13 protein-coding genes and 4 pseudogenes are annotated in these 16,431 nt (G+C 63.5%); 11 read left to right on the top strand and 6 right to left on the bottom strand.

Features of this window, described 5'->3' with window-relative positions; genetic code table 11:
• A pseudogene (locus AB4136_RS29715) lies at positions 1–1,645 on the bottom strand (transposase).
• 95 nt (positions 1,646–1,740) lie between these two features.
• Between AB4136_RS29715 and AB4136_RS29710 the strand changes: the two are divergent.
• The 6 genes and pseudogenes from AB4136_RS29710 to AB4136_RS29685 all read left to right on the top strand — a co-directional run bounded on the left by AB4136_RS29710 (position 1,741) and on the right by AB4136_RS29685 (position 8,194).
• Positions 1,741–2,851, top strand: a pseudogene (locus AB4136_RS29710) (RHE_PE00001 family protein).
• A 110-nt stretch (positions 2,852–2,961) separates the two neighbouring features.
• On the top strand, positions 2,962–3,951 hold the full coding sequence (locus tag AB4136_RS29705; protein ID WP_137902089.1) for an AAA family ATPase: 990 nt from the start codon (positions 2,962–2,964) through the stop codon (positions 3,949–3,951).
• A 7-nt stretch (positions 3,952–3,958) separates the two neighbouring features.
• Positions 3,959–6,301: a S8 family peptidase gene (locus AB4136_RS29700; protein ID WP_393986291.1), complete on the top strand. Its 2,343-nt coding sequence runs from the start codon at positions 3,959–3,961 to the stop codon at positions 6,299–6,301.
• Between the two features lie 176 nt (positions 6,302–6,477).
• Positions 6,478–6,681 (top strand): annotated as a pseudogene (locus AB4136_RS29695) (CorA family divalent cation transporter); the annotation flags it as partial.
• Between the two features lie 45 nt (positions 6,682–6,726).
• Positions 6,727–6,948 (top strand): helix-turn-helix domain-containing protein, encoded by a 222-nt coding sequence (locus AB4136_RS29690; RefSeq protein ID WP_137902088.1) that lies wholly within the window; start codon positions 6,727–6,729, stop codon positions 6,946–6,948.
• Between the two features lies 1 nt (position 6,949).
• Positions 6,950–8,194, top strand: coding sequence for an abortive infection family protein (locus AB4136_RS29685; RefSeq protein ID WP_298267601.1), 1,245 nt, complete (start codon positions 6,950–6,952; stop codon positions 8,192–8,194).
• 181 nt (positions 8,195–8,375) lie between these two features.
• Here AB4136_RS29685 and AB4136_RS29680 read toward each other — a convergent pair whose 3' ends face one another.
• Positions 8,376–9,368: a LysR family transcriptional regulator gene (locus tag AB4136_RS29680; RefSeq protein ID WP_137902087.1), complete on the bottom strand. Its 993-nt coding sequence runs from the start codon at positions 9,366–9,368 to the stop codon at positions 8,376–8,378.
• An 88-nt stretch (positions 9,369–9,456) separates the two neighbouring features.
• Here AB4136_RS29680 and AB4136_RS29675 point away from each other — a divergent pair, with 88 nt between their 5' ends.
• The 5 genes and pseudogenes from AB4136_RS29675 to AB4136_RS29655 all read left to right on the top strand — a co-directional run bounded on the left by AB4136_RS29675 (position 9,457) and on the right by AB4136_RS29655 (position 13,225).
• Positions 9,457–10,476: an NADP-dependent oxidoreductase gene (locus AB4136_RS29675; protein ID WP_137902102.1), complete on the top strand. Its 1,020-nt coding sequence runs from the start codon at positions 9,457–9,459 to the stop codon at positions 10,474–10,476.
• A gap of 352 nt (positions 10,477–10,828) precedes the next feature.
• The gene (locus AB4136_RS29670; RefSeq protein ID WP_137902086.1) at positions 10,829–11,317 is read left to right on the top strand and encodes an Hsp20 family protein; all 489 of its coding nucleotides are present in this window, start codon (positions 10,829–10,831) and stop codon (positions 11,315–11,317) included.
• Between the two features lie 75 nt (positions 11,318–11,392).
• The gene (locus tag AB4136_RS29665; RefSeq protein WP_137902085.1) at positions 11,393–11,863 is read left to right on the top strand and encodes a hypothetical protein; all 471 of its coding nucleotides are present in this window, start codon (positions 11,393–11,395) and stop codon (positions 11,861–11,863) included.
• 557 nt (positions 11,864–12,420) lie between these two features.
• Positions 12,421–12,877: pseudogene (locus AB4136_RS29660) on the top strand (thermonuclease family protein).
• A gap of 84 nt (positions 12,878–12,961) precedes the next feature.
• Entirely contained in the window at positions 12,962–13,225 is a 264-nt protein-coding gene (locus AB4136_RS29655) for a WGR domain-containing protein (RefSeq protein ID WP_137902101.1), read from the top strand.
• Between the two features lie 62 nt (positions 13,226–13,287).
• On the opposite strand, the gene AB4136_RS29650 is transcribed toward AB4136_RS29655, so the two are convergent.
• The 4 genes from AB4136_RS29650 to dinB all read right to left on the bottom strand — a co-directional run bounded on the left by AB4136_RS29650 (position 13,288) and on the right by dinB (position 16,423).
• Positions 13,288–13,602, bottom strand: coding sequence for a DUF736 domain-containing protein (locus AB4136_RS29650; RefSeq protein WP_137902083.1), 315 nt, complete (start codon positions 13,600–13,602; stop codon positions 13,288–13,290).
• 680 nt (positions 13,603–14,282) lie between these two features.
• Complete coding sequence (locus AB4136_RS29645) at positions 14,283–14,441, bottom strand: hypothetical protein (RefSeq protein ID WP_171021051.1); 159 nt, start codon at positions 14,439–14,441, stop codon at positions 14,283–14,285.
• A 319-nt stretch (positions 14,442–14,760) separates the two neighbouring features.
• On the bottom strand, positions 14,761–14,946 hold the full coding sequence (locus tag AB4136_RS29640; protein ID WP_137902082.1) for a hypothetical protein: 186 nt from the start codon (positions 14,944–14,946) through the stop codon (positions 14,761–14,763).
• Between the two features lie 391 nt (positions 14,947–15,337).
• On the bottom strand, positions 15,338–16,423 hold the full coding sequence (dinB, locus tag AB4136_RS29635; RefSeq protein WP_137902081.1) for a DNA polymerase IV: 1,086 nt from the start codon (positions 16,421–16,423) through the stop codon (positions 15,338–15,340).
• Between the last annotated feature and the right edge of the window lie 8 nt (positions 16,424–16,431).

The raw sequence follows: 16,431 nt of genomic DNA, 5'->3' as shown, positions 1-16,431 counted from the left end.
TCACCAGTCCTCGACCGGCAGCCGGCTTCCGACGCACGGGATGATCGGTTGGCGCCGGCGTTGGCGGGCACATGGCGTCATGGGGTTTGGCTGCCTCTGCCGCGTGTGCTCGACGCACGGCATTGCGCAGCTCGACTTTCGATAGCTTTTGGCTGCCGGCGATTTCCGCGATCCGTCGACGGAGCGTCACCTTCTCGACATCCGTTCGCGCATTCGTGGCGCGTCGTTGCACGCGGTCGGCTTCGTGCTCCCACAATGTGATTGGCGCAAGCAATCCGTCGCGCCGCTCCACAGGTCGAAACTCCCTGGTCTCAGGATCGCGGACATAGATGTGGCTGATGTCGCGCGGGTCGTAGCGCACCTCGAGTTTGTCCAGCCGATCTCTCCGCGGAACAAGCCCGCCCAGCCAGGGCGAGTAGTAATCCAGAGCGAACATGCTGACGCCCTGCGGCGAGATCCGCCTTTCCGTTCCGGGCAGGAATGCCAGTAGGACCCGCATAGGGTCATCGTCGCAGAGCGAAAGTTCGTGCCGGTGCCACTCTGTCGCCGGCACCTTCAGTGTCCTCGCGTTTTCCTGAAGATTGTGGTCGATCACCGCGAACGCGACGCATCGCTCGAGATCGGCGAAGGTGAGGCGCGCTCGCCGCTCTGCGGGATATTCGTCACGATCCCCTACCGATCGCCCCGTCGAGCCGGGCTGCGTCGCCAGAACAGCATTGAGCTTCCCGAGCAACCTTTCGACCACGCCACCCTGATGGACCCGGCCGCGGTCCCGGTAGCGGATGCGAATCCCATAGTCCTCGCACCCACGCTGGAAGGCGTGCCCTTTGAACTCCTTGGCGGAATCGGTGACGAGCAGTCGCGGCCGCCCGTATATCGGCCAGCCATGCTCGATACCGCGCGCGGCCAACCATACCTCCTTTGGACACATGGTTTGCGCAAGGCAGAGCGCGACCGACAGTGCCGACGGCTTTTCAAGGGTTAGGCAGAAGCCGAGAATGCAACGCGTCGCCACATCGGTGACGATCGTGATAAATGCTCGGCCGACAAAGGTTCCGGCGCCCTCGACGACCTCGACGAAGTTGATGTCGGTCGGTGTGTGATCAATCTGGCAGACGTCCAGCGGTCGCGCCGCATGGATGTAACCCGGCCGCGGCTTGAGCCGGTGAAGATGCTTCGGGTTGGCGGATCGCTTCTTCGCGATCTCCTCCGGGTTGAACAGCGCAGGGATGCGACGTGCCACCGTGAGATAGGACGGAGGAGCCAGGCCTGCCTCCTCGCAGCGGGCGCGGATCTCGGCCACAACAGGGGCAAGTGGCGGTGCCTCCAGCACCAGCCACTGCTCCCGCAGTGTCCCCGCGATGATAACCTCGACGGCCTCTTGAAGACGCTTCTTCCTAGTCCGATCCCCATCGGGCAAGAGCGACGTCACCGTCCGATCGGTGCGATAGCGCGCCAGCAGATTGTAGACCTGGCGGGTCGAGAGGCGCAGCTCGGCCGCCGCGCGTTCGATTGCCGCCCGGCGCGGTCCCGGACCGTCGAGAATTCTGTCAAGCTCGTGAGCGACACGGCGCGTCGCCAACCAGGTTTCGTCGGAGCGCGATGACGCAGGAGCAGCTTTTCGGTTGTGCAATCGGTTCGACAAATTCAACGGCCAGTGAAATCGTTAGCGAAAAATCGGGCCTGTCGTAGCGCCCAAACCTAAACAGCACATGACTCTCCCGCGATTGAAATCGGGAAGTGAAAGCGACACCGCTCGCGGCGGCCGAAGACGCGCTGGCCCGCCTCGACGAGCGGCTGGCCAGGAGCCCGGTCCGCGACGGCTGGATCGCCCGGACCCACTTCTCAGACGCCGCTGCCGCCCTGTGGCTGGAAGGCGAGCTCGTCCATCTCGACGATCTCGTCCTCCACGACGCCGGCATGGACGTCCGCGCCGACCCACGAGCTCACGCGCGCCCACGCCGTTCTGCGAACGCGACGGCGCATCGCCGACGCCAAGCCCGACTGGGCGCTGTCGGTGGCCGGCCTGGCCGGGCTGCGGGGCAGGGGAGAGCAGGGCGACCGGGAGGAGGAACGCGGCAACCGGAATGAGGAAGAGGATGAGGTGCGCGATCGCGAAGACGAAGACAGTGAGGCGGATGCGCCCGAGCGGTTTCGCGTGGCCCCAGCCGACGACCGGATGGCCGACATCTTCGCGGCCGTCGACGCCGCGATCGCCCAAGCCGACCGCACGCTGGCCGGCGAGACAACCGATCGGCGCCCGAAGCGACCCGAGCGAGACCCGCTGGTCTACGATCTCGACTGGGACGAAGATGAACGTCTCGACGCATGGCGAGCGGTCGTGGACCAGACACGCAACCTGCCGCCGGCGCTGGCGACGGCGATCGCCGCCGACGCGTGGCACGCGCTGGAACCGCTACAGCACGCGCCATGGCTCGGCCGGCTGCTCGCCGCCGCGCTGCTGCGGGCGCGGGGAAAGGCGCGCTCGCACCTGCCTTGCCTCCATGACGGCCTCAAAGCGATCCCGCGCGAGCGGCGGCGGCCACGCGACGCGGCCTCCCGCCTCGCCGTTCAGTTGGAGGCGATCGCGGCCGCGGCCGAGGCCGGTCTCAAGGATCACGACCGTTGGCAGACTGCCCGCACCCTGCTGGCCCGCAAGCTCGCCGGCCGCCGCTCCACCTCCCGGCTGCCGGCGCTGATCGACTATGTGTTGGCCCGGCCGATCGTCTCGGCCGGCATGATCGCGCAGGAGCTGAGGATCACGCCACGCGCCGCCCAGGACCTGGTCGGGGAGCTCGGTCTGCGGGAGGCGACCGGCAGAGACAGGTATCGGGCGTGGGGGGTGCTTTAGATGTCGCCCGACGATGGTGATTTGCGTTGTTTAAATCGGGCAGTAACCCCATCGTGAAACGCTGCATTTGCGGTTATGATTCGCCCAACAGGAGAAAGTAAAGCAGAGCCATGGCCCGCGGGGAGTTGATGAAAAAATTGCTGGCCAGCTACGGTCGGGACGATGAGTTCCGGGCCGTAGCGGAGCAAATCATCGGCGAAGAGGAAAAGAAGAACAACCGCGTGCTGGCGCGCAGCCTGCGCAAGACCCTTGAGGCCGGCCCAAGCCGGCCGAGCGGTCCGAAGGCGCTTGCGCCCCTGCTTCCGTTCCCCGAAGCAGCCGCCGACTTCATCGAGCGGATTGAACCGCAGCACACGCACAATGATATCGTGCTCGGGGCGACGAACGTGCGGGTGCTGCTCGGCCTCGTCAAAGAGTTTCGCCGCGCCGACGAGATCCGGCGTCACGGCCTCAAGGTCCGATCCAAGCTTCTGTTCTGCGGCCCGCCGGGATGCGGCAAGACGCTGTGCGCGGAGATTTTTGCAGCCGAGCTCGGTCTGCCGCTGTTCCTCGTCAAGCTCGATAGGCTGATCTCGTCCTACCTGGGCGAGACGGCTGGCAATGTCCGCAAGATTTTCGAGTTCGCCCGGAAACAGCCCTGCGTGCTGTTCTTTGACGAGTTCGACGCGCTGGCGCGCTCGCGCGATGACTCGAGCGAGCACAATGAGCTGCGCCGTGTCGTCAACAGCCTTCTGTTGTTCATCGATCATATTCAGCCGAAGGGCTTTCTGATCGCCGCGACCAACCTTGATCAATCCCTCGATCCGGCGGTTTGGCGGCGCTTCGACGAGGTCGTCTGGTTCGACAAGCCGGATCGCGCGATGATCGCCCGCTTCCTGCGGCTCAAGTTCAAGAACATCGCGACCGCGTTCGATCCGCTGCAGCATGCGGCCGCGCTGGAGGGCTATTCCTACGCCGAGATCGAGCGCGTCTGCACCCAGGCGGTCAAGACGATGATCATCGATCGCCGTAAGCAGGTGCAGGCCCGCGACTTCAATCGCGCCTTGGAGGACGAGGCGCGCCGCCGGGCAGGACAGTCTCGCCTCGCGTCGCCGAGCTAGGCGCGCCGTGGCCCGATACGATCACCTCGAACTCGTCCGGCTTCCCGAGCAATTCGAGCGGCGCAAGCACGGCGGCGGCGGACCGCCGCCACCGCGCGATCGCGGCCAACACACGACGAAGCTGCGCGAGGAGCTCGACACCGCGACCCAGGAACAAAGACGCCGGCGCAAGCCCGAATTTGTCGACCCGTCTCTGATCCTGCGCGTGCAGATGACGGGCGCCCTGCTCGAGGAGGAGTGGGAACGGCTCGGGCTCACGGTTTTGTCCAGCGACGCGGACCGCACGCTCGTGCTGTTCGCATCGAGTGAAGACATGCGGGATTTCCGCGCGCGGCTTGACGCCTATCAGGGCGGCCCGCCCCCTGGCCAGAAGCACGCCCCCTACGTCAACTTCGTCTCCGGGATCGAAAGCATTGGATCGGTCGAGCCGCGTGATCGGATCGGACCACGCTTGCGGGAAGAAGGTTTCGCTGATGTCGAGGATTTCGTCGCGCAGACATCCTATCTGGTGGACATCGAGCTTTGGGATCTGGGCGAACGTCGCCTCCGCGAGCGCAAGCTTGAGGATGTCATCCGCTACGTCGAGGCACGAGGTGGCGATGTCTTTGATCGCTATGTCGGCCCCTCGATCAGCATGTTTCGCGCGCGTCTGACGGGCGAGCTGCTGCGCACGTTGCTGACGGTCGAGGAAATCGCGGCGATCGATCTGCCGCCAGCCCCGGACGTGACCACGGCAGAGGCGCTCGACATGGTCATGGCGGATGCGCCGCCATTGAATGCCGTGGCCGATGACGCACCGCTGATCGGCATCATCGACAGCGGCGTCAACGATCACCCATTCCTGGCGGATATTCTTGTCGGTTCGATCGGCGTACCGGCCGATCTCGGCACCGCGGACGTCTGGGGTCATGGCACTCGCGTGGCCGGTGTGGCCGTGTTCGGCGATCTTCGTGCGCAACTCGACGCCGGCGCATTGCAACGCGGCGCGCGGCTTTGTGCGGCGAAAGTGGTGAACGACCAAGGTGGCTTTGACGACAGGCGCCTCGTGCCCTCGCAGATGCGCGAGGCGATCGCGACCCTGTACCAGCGCTTTGGCTGTCGGGTCTTCGTGATCGCGCTTGCCGACCGCCGGCGCGTCTTCGACGGCGGCAAGGTCGGCACATGGGCCGCCACGCTCGACGAATTGGCGCGCGAGCTCGACGTCGTCATCGTCGTCTCGTCCGGAAATCGCAGCCCGCGCGGCGGCAATCGTCTCGAACAGGCCGTGACCGAATATCCGCGCTATCTTCTGGAGGATGCCAACCGGCTGTTCGAGCCGGCCGGCGCCTTGAACGTCATCACCGTCGGCGCACTCGCGCACGGTGAGGGTCTCGATCCCGATCGCGCCGACGACGTCCGCGTCCGCGCCATCACACGCCTGCATGAGCCGGCGCCGTTCTCGAGGATCGGGCCGGGACCAGGCGGGGCAACCAAACCCGACGTCGTTGAGATTGGCGGCACGCTGATTTTCGATGCCGTCGTCGCGCGGCTGCGGGGAGGGGAGGACGTCGGCAGCGCCGGTGTTCTGACGCTGCATCACAGCTATCTCGATCAGCTCTTCACGGCGGGATCAGGCACGTCCTATGCCGCGCCGCGCGTTGCCTTCAGCGCCGCGCAGATCATGACGCGCTTCCCGCAGGCCTCAGCTAATCTCGTGCGGGCGCTGATTGTGGGATCTGCGGAAATCCCGCCGCCCGCCAGCGAGCGGCTTCAACTGCTTGGTGCAGATGCGACGCGGGCGATTGTCGGTCACGGTCTGGTGGATCTCGAACGCGCCGCATTCTCGGACAACGCGCGCGTCACGCTTTACGCCGAGGATGAGATCGCCCTCGATCATTTTGCCGTCTATCGGATTCCGATCCCGGAAGCGTTTCAGGCTGGGGGAAACGGTGAGCGCTGCATTCGCGTGACGCTGGCATTCGATCCACCGGTGCGTCACACCCGAAATGATTATGCAGGCGTTGGCATGAGCTTTCGGTTGGTTCGCGGATGCCAGCCTGACTTGATCTTCGATCATTATCGCAAGCGTGACAAGGACGACGGTCCGTTCCCTGAACTTGCACCGCGATACAATTGCAATCTCGTTCCCGGACCGCAATTGCGCGAGAAAGGCACCGTTCAGTGTGCAACTGTCACGTTCAAACGCGGTGTCGAAGAATACGGCGACAGCTACTATCTCGTCGTGCGCTGCGAAAGCGGCTGGGCGACCCATGTCGATCGGCAGCAATTCGCAATCGTGGTCGAGCTTCTGCAAAAGGCAGACGTCCAACTCTATGAAAGAGTGCGCCAGCGGATTCGCGTCCAAGCTTAGCACCGACACGCCGACCTTTGAATACAGTCGATCGAGGTGGGCGACAGGCGTCGGAGCTATCGTTCCTGCATAATCGCCAAGGGAATGTTGAACTCGCAATTCAAGCCATCTGGCTCAAATCTGAGCCGAGCTTCACCTGACAATTGACCGGGGAGCGCCTCTTCGATCATAGTTCGATCGACCAGAACGACTTGTTCAAAGTCCTGACTATCGTTTCGGTTGTCGGCGTGCCGCCGACGCTATTGGCGGGTATTTGGGGGATGAACTTTTAGAACATGCCGGAGTTGAGCTCGACATGGGGATACCCTTTGTCCTGGCTTGCCATCGTGCTTAGCCCCATTCTGCCCCTCATCTGGTTCAAGCGCCGTGGCTGGTTTTAGTCGCTGCGTGCTCGAACGATCGAAAGATATGAGGCGAGCCGCGCTATGTCAGCGATCCAGCTTTCCGCCACGCCGAAAGGCAATGGCTATCAGGCGACCGTGACATTTCCGGATGGCGTCTCGATGAACTCGGCGGAGACTTATCCGACGATCGCCGGAGCGATTGCCGCCGCGGCGCGAAAGCTGTTGGACATGACGGACCGCTTAGAAGCGCTGGAGCGGGAGGCGACCGGGAGAGACAGATATCGGGCGTGGGGGGTCCTTTAGTATGCCGACCATACGCCAGCCGACACCAGCGCCGATGCCCGTCGCTATCCCACCCGCCATGATCAAGGAGCTTCGCCACCTGCTGGCGTCGGCGATCTCTGACGCCAAAGCCTATGACGTACCGGGCTTGTGCCGTCGGTTGAATCTGGCGGACGGCGAGGAACAGGAGGCGTTCGCCAGCAAATACAAATATGCCCAGAAGCGGCTTGCGGATGTATCGGCCGAACAGGTCGTCGTCTCCGCTCGCGAGCTTGCCGCTGAAGAGCAGCGCTTCGAGCTCAGTGAGCAATTGGCCAAGATTGACGAGCTAAACGGCCCGGCGGTCACCACGCTCACGCGTCGACGTCTGATCGCGCTGTTCGAAGGCCGCCCGCTGGCGCGCGAGATCGAGGACATCGAGCTTATTCGCGGCCTTTGGCCGATCGGTTCTCTTCGCGCACCTCATCCCAGCGATGAGGCAACGCTCGAGGACTATCTCCATCGCCATACTATCCGCAACGACGACCTGACCCAGCGCGATGTGCTGGAGACGCTCGGGCTGCTAACGTGCTCACGCGCGCAGCTATTTAAATTCCTTGCCGCCGTCACGGCGCCAGATGCGTTCTCGGGGAGCGAGCAAATCGAGCTGGCCGAGAAGATCGACGGCCTACTGCGGCACGACGGCTATACGTTAGCCTTGGCGGGACGAATTTCTGGAAGTCCATTTTACGCCGTGAGAGTCGCACCAACCGGATCGCCAGCAGATGCCAGCATCTCCGCGACGCTGGCCGCCTTTGACCCGACGCAGGTGCACGCGCGTTGGACCATGGCCATGGAGCGGCGCGGCTCGGAACCGGCAGGCGCAATTACATTGGCCCGCACCCTGCTCGAAGACGTCTGCAAATGGATCCTCGAGGAGGCGGGTGAGACCTGGCAAGAAGCTGACGATCTGCCGGCCCTCTACCGCAAGCTCTCCAAAGTCCTGAAGCTCGCGCCCGACGACCATACGGAGCAGGTCTTCAAGCAGATTCTCGGAAGCTGCCAGTCTGTTGTCGAATCCTTGGGCGCCCTGCGCAACAAGCTCAGTGATGCGCACAGCCCTGGGCCGAAGCGCGCGCGCCCACAGCCAAGGCACGCGGAGCTGGCAGTCAATCTCGCTGGCGCGATGGCCACCTTTCTGGTCGCGACCTGGGAGGCGCGCAAAGAGGCGCGTGGCGGATCGTCATCGGAGGCTGCGCACGGCATAGGCCGGAAACCGCGGGGATGATGACAACGGCGGTCACAAGCGCAACGAACCTGCCGATGTCAGTCGACCTATCGATGGCGGAGGGCCGCTAGCGCGGTTTGCGGAACCGACCTGAGTGCCGAAGAATACTATGAGCACAACGGACTATGCGGCTATCACGCGCATATCGCGTCGAAGGACGACGCAACCCGGGATTAGAATGTCAACTCGGGAATCCTTGAGTGGTCTGGTTTCTGGCTCCGGCAACGTGGCGCCCTTCCTCCGACAGGCTCGCCGTGGCCGTCAGTCGCTCCTGAAAGACGTCCTGCAATAGGGTCAGAAAGGCACGCACGGCAGGGTTCGCGCGGCGGCTTTCGGGCCATACTGCAGTAATATTGTGCCGCTCTACCGCAAAGGCGGAAAGCACTGGGACGAGGTCGCCGCGCGTGACGTAAGGCGCCGCAATGAAGGAGGCGCTGATCCCGATGCCGCCACCGGCCGCGAGCGTCACGAGTACCGCATCGCTTACGTCGACGACGATGCTCGCGGTGGGTACCAGCTCGATCTCGTGACCGGCAATCTGAAAGGGCCAGCGAAAGCTTTGACCTGTGCTCTGATAACGAAGGTTGACGAGGTCGTGCCCCGCCAGATCGTCGGGGTGCAGCGGCGCGCCGCGCGCCGCAAGGTAAGCGGGTGACGCAAAGCAGCAGAGTCGATAAGGGGCAAGGCTCCGCGACAACAGGCGCGAATCCGCCAGATCGCCAATGCGTATTGCGACGTCGATGCCTTCCTCGATGATGTCCACCATCCGGTCAGTCAGTCTGAGATCGACCGTCACTTTGGGATGACTCTTTCGGAACGCAGGCAGAGCGGGCGCGATCACATGCAGTCCGATCGGCAGCGACGCCGCCACCCGCAAGTTGCCCGACGGCTCTGAGCGCGCGCTCATCGCCGCCTGCTCGATCGCTTCCGCCTCGCGCAGCAGACGCAGCGCGCGCTCGTGAAGATCGCGACCCTCTGGCGTGAGTGTCAGCGACCGGGTCGTGCGGGTGAAGAGTGGAACCCCCAGATGCCGCTCAAGGCGCTGGATGCTCTTGCTGACGGCTGAGGGTGAGACCGATAAGGAGCGAGCAGCGGCTGTGAAGCTACCCATCGAGCCAGCACGCGCAAACGCGATCAGGCCGGTCAACCGCTCCAAAAGCATTTGTTCCTTCATGGCACTATTGAAGCGCCATTGGAGCAGATTATCAATGCCGGGACCGGTGTTATATCGGTGTCTGAGCACCGAACGGCGAAAGGAGATCATGATGAGCGATACAATGAAGGCGATCCGGCAGCACGCGTTCGGCGGTCCCGAGGTGCTGGTCTATGAGGATGCCCCGAAGCCTGAGGTGAAGCCAGGCGAAGTGCTGGTCCGGGTTCACGCCGTCGGCCTCAATCCACCCGACTGGTATCTGCGTGAGGGCTACAAGATGCTTCCGCCCGAATGGCAGCCGCGGGTGTCGTTCCCGCTCATCCTCGGGACCGACATCTCCGGCGTCGTCGAGGCCGTGGCCGGCGATGTCGAAGGTTTCTCCGTGGGTGACGAGGTCTATTCGATGGTCCGATTTCCCTCGGGCCTCGCTGGCGACAGCAGGGCTTACGCCGAGTATGTCAGCGTGCCGGCTTCCGAAGTCGCGATCAAGCCGGCCGGGATCGACCATGCGCACGCCGCGGGGGCGCCAATGTCGCTGCTCACCGCGTGGCAGTTTCTGGTCGATCTGGGGCACGACGCGCCCAACCCGTTACAACCGTATCCGCATGTGCCGGTACCGTTGGAAGGCAAGACCGTTCTCGTCAATGGAGCGGCTGGCGGCGTCGGACATTTCGCGGTGCAGATCGCCAAGCTGAAAGGCGCCCATGTCATCGCCGTGGCGTCGGGCAAGCACGAGGCGCTTCTGCGCGATCTCGGCGCCGACGCGTTCATCGACTACACCAAGACGCCTCCCGAGGACGTGGCGCATGACGTCGATCTTGTGGTCGACGCCGTGGGCGGACCCGGCACCGGACGGTTTTTGCGCACGCTGAAGCCGGGCGGCGCACTGTTTCCTGTCTTTCCTCTTGGGTTCACCGGCGCGGAGGATGCGAAAAAGCTGGGCGTCACGGTCTCGGCGACTCAGGTCCGGTCGAGTGGCGCGCAGCTGGCGGAGATTGGAAGCTTGCTTGCTGCAGGCACGATCCGGGTCGTCCTCGACAGCACCTATGCCCTTGCCGACGCGCGGCTTGCGCACGAGCGAGCTGCCAAGGGGCACATTCAAGGCAAGATCGTCCTGGCGGTAAAATGACGTCAATCCCAAAGCCGCGCCTTGGGACGGCGCCTGGTTCGAGATGGTCGGCGCTTTGATGAGCGAAGCGGCAAGGCCGTCCGGGCTGCCGGCGGGGCTGAGTGTGTCGTTTGTCGAGCCCATTCGGACGGCGGCTCGCCGTCGGAGGTGTAGTTTACGGCATCCGCTCCGACGTCATCGATCCGGCTGCTTGAACGTAAACATCGTTCAAAAAAATCTCGGTTTGCTCTCTTGAACTGAGTTTTTGGTTCTCCCAAATCCTTCTGCGTCGGGGCTTCGGCCCGACCAATAGGCGTCGCAGAGACGCTGTGACGCTGCTTGTAATCCATGTTGCTTTACGGAGGATATGGCTATGAGAAGCTTCGATTATAGGCCCCTTTACCGCTCGACGGTGGGCTTCGATCGCCTTCTCGACATGCTCGATACCAGCGTGCGCTCAGACTGGCCGCCTTACAACATCGAGAAGAAGAGCGACAACGACTACCGCATCACCATGGCGATCGCCGGCTTCAGCCCGGATGAGGTGGAGCTCACCCAGGACGGTCCTGAGCTCATCGTGACGGGACAGAAAAGGCCGAGCCAGGAGAATAGGCAGATTCTTCACCAAGGGTTGGCGATCGGCGATTTCAAACAGGCGTTCAAGCTTGCCGACCACGTCAAGGTCGCCAATGCTACGTTGGAGAATGGCCTGCTGTCGGTCGATCTGGTGCGGGAGATTCCCGAGGAGTTGAAGCCTCGCCGGATCGCCATCGGTTCGACGCGCAACGCCCCATCGGCGGGAGACAACGGCAAGACGAAGCAGATCAGCCAAAATACGGAGCCGCAGCGCAAAGCTGCCTGAGCCCGTCGACCAAACCTAAACCCTGCGATTTGCCTCCCGATCTATCCGGGTGTCACGAATTGCGGAGAAACGGAGATGACTGAATATAGCAGCTTTTCAAACATTGATCGCCATAAAGCACGCCGCAGCGCTGGACATCCGATATTCCAGCAGCCTGATGACGTTATAAATGATCCGGAGATGAGCCGTGCTGAGAAGCGGGCCCTGTTAGCCTCCTGGGCGTCTGACGCCCGCGCAGTTCCGGGCTCTCCATCGCTGCGTCAGCTAGAGGATGGCTCTATTGTCGAGGTGGACGAGATTCTGCGCGCTTTGAAGGCGCTGGACACATTCGACAGCCTCACGCTTTCGACGAACCCATCCTTTGGGCTGGGGCATATGCCGCCGGAGCGGCGGCGCCGCTCCGCGCTGAGAAAATGGTCTCGCATCGTATCCCGCCGCCGGCGCGATGACGACGACGATCCGCCGCCTTGTCCCGCTCTGGCCACCATACCGCCAAGAATCGGCGGGGGTGGAGCTTTTGTTCATCCCGAACCTGCGCTGGCATGAGCCAGCGCAGTGGCGATTTTGACCAACCTACCGGCCGCTTAAGGCACGTGCCGCATCCGTCGGTGTCTTGGCGATCCAACGCTGGCGATCGTCGCTGACTTGTCTGGGAAGGCCCCGCCTCACGGCGGGACCTTCTACGTGGCGTCTCAGTCGCGGTTCGGACGAGAGCAGATGACCGAATGGCTGTCCGGCATTCCACCTCGAATCAACGTAGCCCTTCTCGGGCGGCGGGCATCGCGACCCCGATGGGTGCGTACTTGATCGGAGGCGATCGCGCCGTAAGGCCGCCGAAAAGGGGCATCGGCTTGACCTCGGCTTAAATGGTCTCGCGAGAGGATCGTCACCGGACCCGGCGGAGACCGCCTGCGGGCTCCGTGAGCGAAGCGAATAGAGCCGTCCGCCGCAGGCGGCTCGCCAAAATCTTGATCGCCCAAGCCAAGCGCAAAGGCGAATGCCTCCAGGGTCTGACCTGCATGATCGACATTCCAGCAAGGATCCGAGACTAGAGGAGATCGCCGGCTTCGATCGATCAAGGGAGAAGTTTCATAAAGACCGAGATGATGCTGGCCGCGGGAATGCTGCTGGTTGCGGCGACGACGCTCGCCTCGGATCCACCCTTTCAGGCCAGTCCAACACAACGGCCGTTGCCAGCTTCCTATCCGGACAGCCTTGCGGCGACGTTCTCGATTTGCGGCGAAGCGCGGCGCGTGAACTGCGTCGTCGACGGCGACACCTTCTGGCATCTGCGGGTCAAGCATAGCGGATATCGATGTTCCCGAACTGAGTCCGCCGCACTGCGAGACAGAGCGGATGAAGGGAGAGGCGGCCAGACGCAGACTCCTCGATTTACTCAATGCCGGTGCGTTCTCTCTCGTCGCCGCAGACCGGGACGAAGACCGTTTCGGCCGCAAGCTGCGCGTGGTAAGGCGGGCCGGCCACTCCCTTGGCGCGACATTGATCGCCGAAGGGCTCGCTCGCCCTTGGGGCGGCCCGCGTCGAAACTGGTGTGACTGACTGATCAGGCTGATGAATCGGTCAGCGCAGATTGATTCATGAAAGGCGTTGGACGCCGCTTCTAAAGGAAGCGAGACTTACTTCATGGCCAACGAGGTTCCTGAACAGCTCCATCTGCATCGCGTCGAGCCGGCCCGAAACATGCGGCGCTTCTACGCGCTCGCGCTTCAACCGACGCTGTTCGGCGGCGCGTCGGTCATCCGGAACTGGGGGCGCATCGGAACCAACGGCCAGTCGATGATGGAGACCTTCGACCAGCCCGAGGAAGCCTCCGTCGCTCTAGGCCGGCTTGAGCGTGCAAAAAGGCGGCGTGGCTATCGCGATGTTGGCGCTGCAGAACGTAACTAGCGGCTGCCAGGCGCGACATGGCGAAGGCCCCGCCTCACGGCGGGGCCCGCTCGTCGCCCGGGTCAGTCGCGGTTCGGCCGAGACCAGATCAGCTGCAGGCCTTCCTCGCCTTCGACCTCGACCAGGGTCGCGTAGATCGGGGCGGGGAAGCTCGGATCGTCGAGCTTGACCGAGAGGTAGTCGCGGTCCGTCTGGTCGGAGTGCTTCTGCCAAGCGGCGCCGAGCTCGGCATTCGCTGCGGCGAAGATGCGGAAGTGCGGGCCCTTGTCGGAGGGGTTTTCGACGCGGACCAGCCGAGCTTTGACGTTCAAGGTCAGGGTGCGGATGGTGCCCGTGAAGCCGTTGCCGTTCGAGGTGAAGGTGCCGATGTTAGCCATTGTCTCGTTCCCTTGTTTCAGGGCCGCGCCCATCGCGACCCGATGGCGGTCGTGAGGCCGGAGGCGATCGACCCGCACCCGAAGGGCTGCAACGCAGTGGAAGGCGGCCGGAGACGGCTTTTTTGTCTCGCGATGCAAAGCCGAAGGCGGCGGAAAAAAGTCGTCGCAGGACGTTGCGGGGACAAGATCGAGAGGACGCTTGCGTGCTCGTCCTTCGGTCAGACCAGGCCAATCGGGCTCGTGTTGGGGGTGGCTTTCGCAAACACCTCGGGAATGATGACAGGCTCACATATCGACACCGTTATCGCATTCGACGGCAACATCACGGTGCACTTGCCCCTTCAGGCCGGCGTCGATCGCGCCGACCGCAACCGTCTCCGGCAAGGGATCCGCGACCACCCGCCTTCGCGCGAATATCGTGGCACCGCGGCCGCCCGGCGCGCGAGGTCCGGTTCGCACGATTTCTCGGCCGTCCCACTCGACAATCCAGACTCCACACCCACAACACCTGACATGCTGGCCGGATGGCGAAGGCTGGCTCCTGCGTGTCGCTCTGACCCGCCACCTCTACACTTAATCGACGACGGGTCCGCCGAGAGGCGGGGCCTTCACCCGAGGGACGCAAGCGCTTCCTTCCGGATGCGGCGACACTCGGTGGCAGCGCCGACACAAAAAGGGGCCTAAGCCACCTCCGCCTCGCGCTGCCGATGGTCGGCTTCGGTGAGCGCCTGAACAAGACGCAGCTGCGTTTCGCGGCGCTCCCTGCGCGTCAGGATGCAGTGCGCAAGCTCAGCGCGGAGTTCTGCGATTTCGGCGTAGATGTCACGAATGTCTTCCATATGAACCTCCTTCGTCTCGATGACGGAGGCACGCACCAGGTGTTGGAGGGACGGGTCAGGGATCGCGAGGCGACCGGCAGAGCCGGCGCGTGGGGGTGCCGAGTTTCTGACGGCGCCCAACGGGCGGCGGCGGAAAATTGGGGGCAACCGCGCGTCCTTGACGCGGCCCGACTGCCGGTATGATCGGCCATCAATGAGAGAGAGATGGCCGTGGCTCGACGTTATGGCTGGCCCATCCTTTCTTGCTTCTGCAGCGCGCTGCGGGATCGGCTCTGCCGATAGTCGAGGCGCCGCGTTGCTCGGCGCCAGCGCAACTGGCTCAGTGAGCCGGGCCGCGCTCGTAGGGGTCGAATTCGTGGATCAGTTCGAGATCGTCGGCGTCTTCGAGCTCCTCGGAGGGGAGGGCGCCATAGGCATCGCCGGATTTGAAGAGCGTCACCGGGACCATGAGGGTGCGGGCAAGCTGGAACGCGTGATTCTGGGCAAGGGAAAGATCGTGCGACATCTCGAAGGCTCCATCCGGAGCGGGCCAATTCCCGCTCGATGGCTCCTCGATGGACCGCCTTCGGTCGCGATCACCGCGAAGGCGCAGCCGCAGCGGCGGCAGCTTGCTAGCCGACCCCTTGTGGGTTGATCGTGGAAGATCCGGAGGAGGGCCCAGGACGCCATCGCTGAAGAGCGGGATTGGTTCGCGGCGGGCGAGACGACCTGTGTGCTACGTCCTTTTCCCTCGCCGGAAGCTGCTGGGAACGCCGCGGCTTCCCGCGATGGGCCGCCGTCCATACTCCGCAGCAATCACCGATCCAAATCGTCCCCGGCCAGCAGGCGGGCTGCCGATCCCAACCGGGCCGCGCGCGGCCAACGCGTTTCAGCCGGCGCTTTCGCGCCTTCGCACTTTAGAGCAGCGCGAGTTGCCCCTCAAAGATTCCGACCGCGTCTTCGAGCGAGGAGACCGTGACGCCGACGAGCCGGATGCCCTTCTCGACCGGAAACAATGGATCGAGCAACGCCCGCGACAGCTCGTCGACTTGCGCCGCGGTCTGAAACGGTTGCGAGACGGTACGGCTTCGCGTTATCCGCTGGAAGTCGGCGTACTTCACCTTCAGCGTCACCGTGCGCGCCCGCAGTTGCTTCGCTTCGCAGAGACGCCAAACCTTCGCGACAAGAGCGCTGATTTCAGAATACACGCTCTCACTGTCGAACAGGTCGGTCTCAAAAGTGTCTTCCGCGCCGATCGACTTGCGCGGCCGATCGGGCTCGACAGGCCGATTGTCGATTCCACGGGCAATTCGATAGTACCAGCCTCCCGCTTTTCCGAAGTGTTGCTGCAGGAAGGCGAGCGGTTTCGCCTTGAGATCAGCGCCGGTGAGAATGCCAAGCCGCTCCATCTTCTCCGCCGTCGCAGGCCCAACGCCGTGGAATCTCTTCACCGGGAGCGCCTCGACGAAAGATGGGCCTTTGCTGGGTGTGATGACGGCCTGGCCGTTCGGCTTGTTGAGGTCGCTCGCCATCTTCGCAAGGAATTTGCAATATGAAATGCCGGCGGAGGCATTGAGGCCCGTGACCTCCTTGATGCGCGCGCGGATGATGGTCGCGATCTCGCTCGCGATCTCAATGCCGTGCTTGTTCTCCGACACGTCCAGATAGGCTTCGTCGAGTGAGAGCGGCTCGATCAGATCGGTATGTTCGGCGAAGATCTCGCGGATCTGTGCCGACACCGCGCGGTACACATCGAATCTTGGTGGCACGAAGATGAGGTCGGGACAACGGCGCTTGGCCGTGATCGACGCCATCGCCGAGCGAACACCGAAAGCACGCGCTTCGTAGCTCGCTGCCGCGACGACGCCACGCGCCTCCGACCCGCCGACGGCAACGGGTCGTCCGCGCAAGTGTGGATCGTCACGCTGTTCGACCGACGCATAAAAGGCATCCATGTCCACATGGATGATCTTGCGCGGGATGATGTCCGACTCCGTTGCCACGGCACAAC

It is taken from the genome of Mesorhizobium sp. 2RAF21 (assembly GCF_052115345.1).
GTDB classification, from domain to species: Bacteria; Pseudomonadota; Alphaproteobacteria; order Rhizobiales; family Rhizobiaceae; genus Mesorhizobium; species Mesorhizobium terrae.
This window is presented reverse-complemented; position numbering and strand designations above follow the sequence as displayed.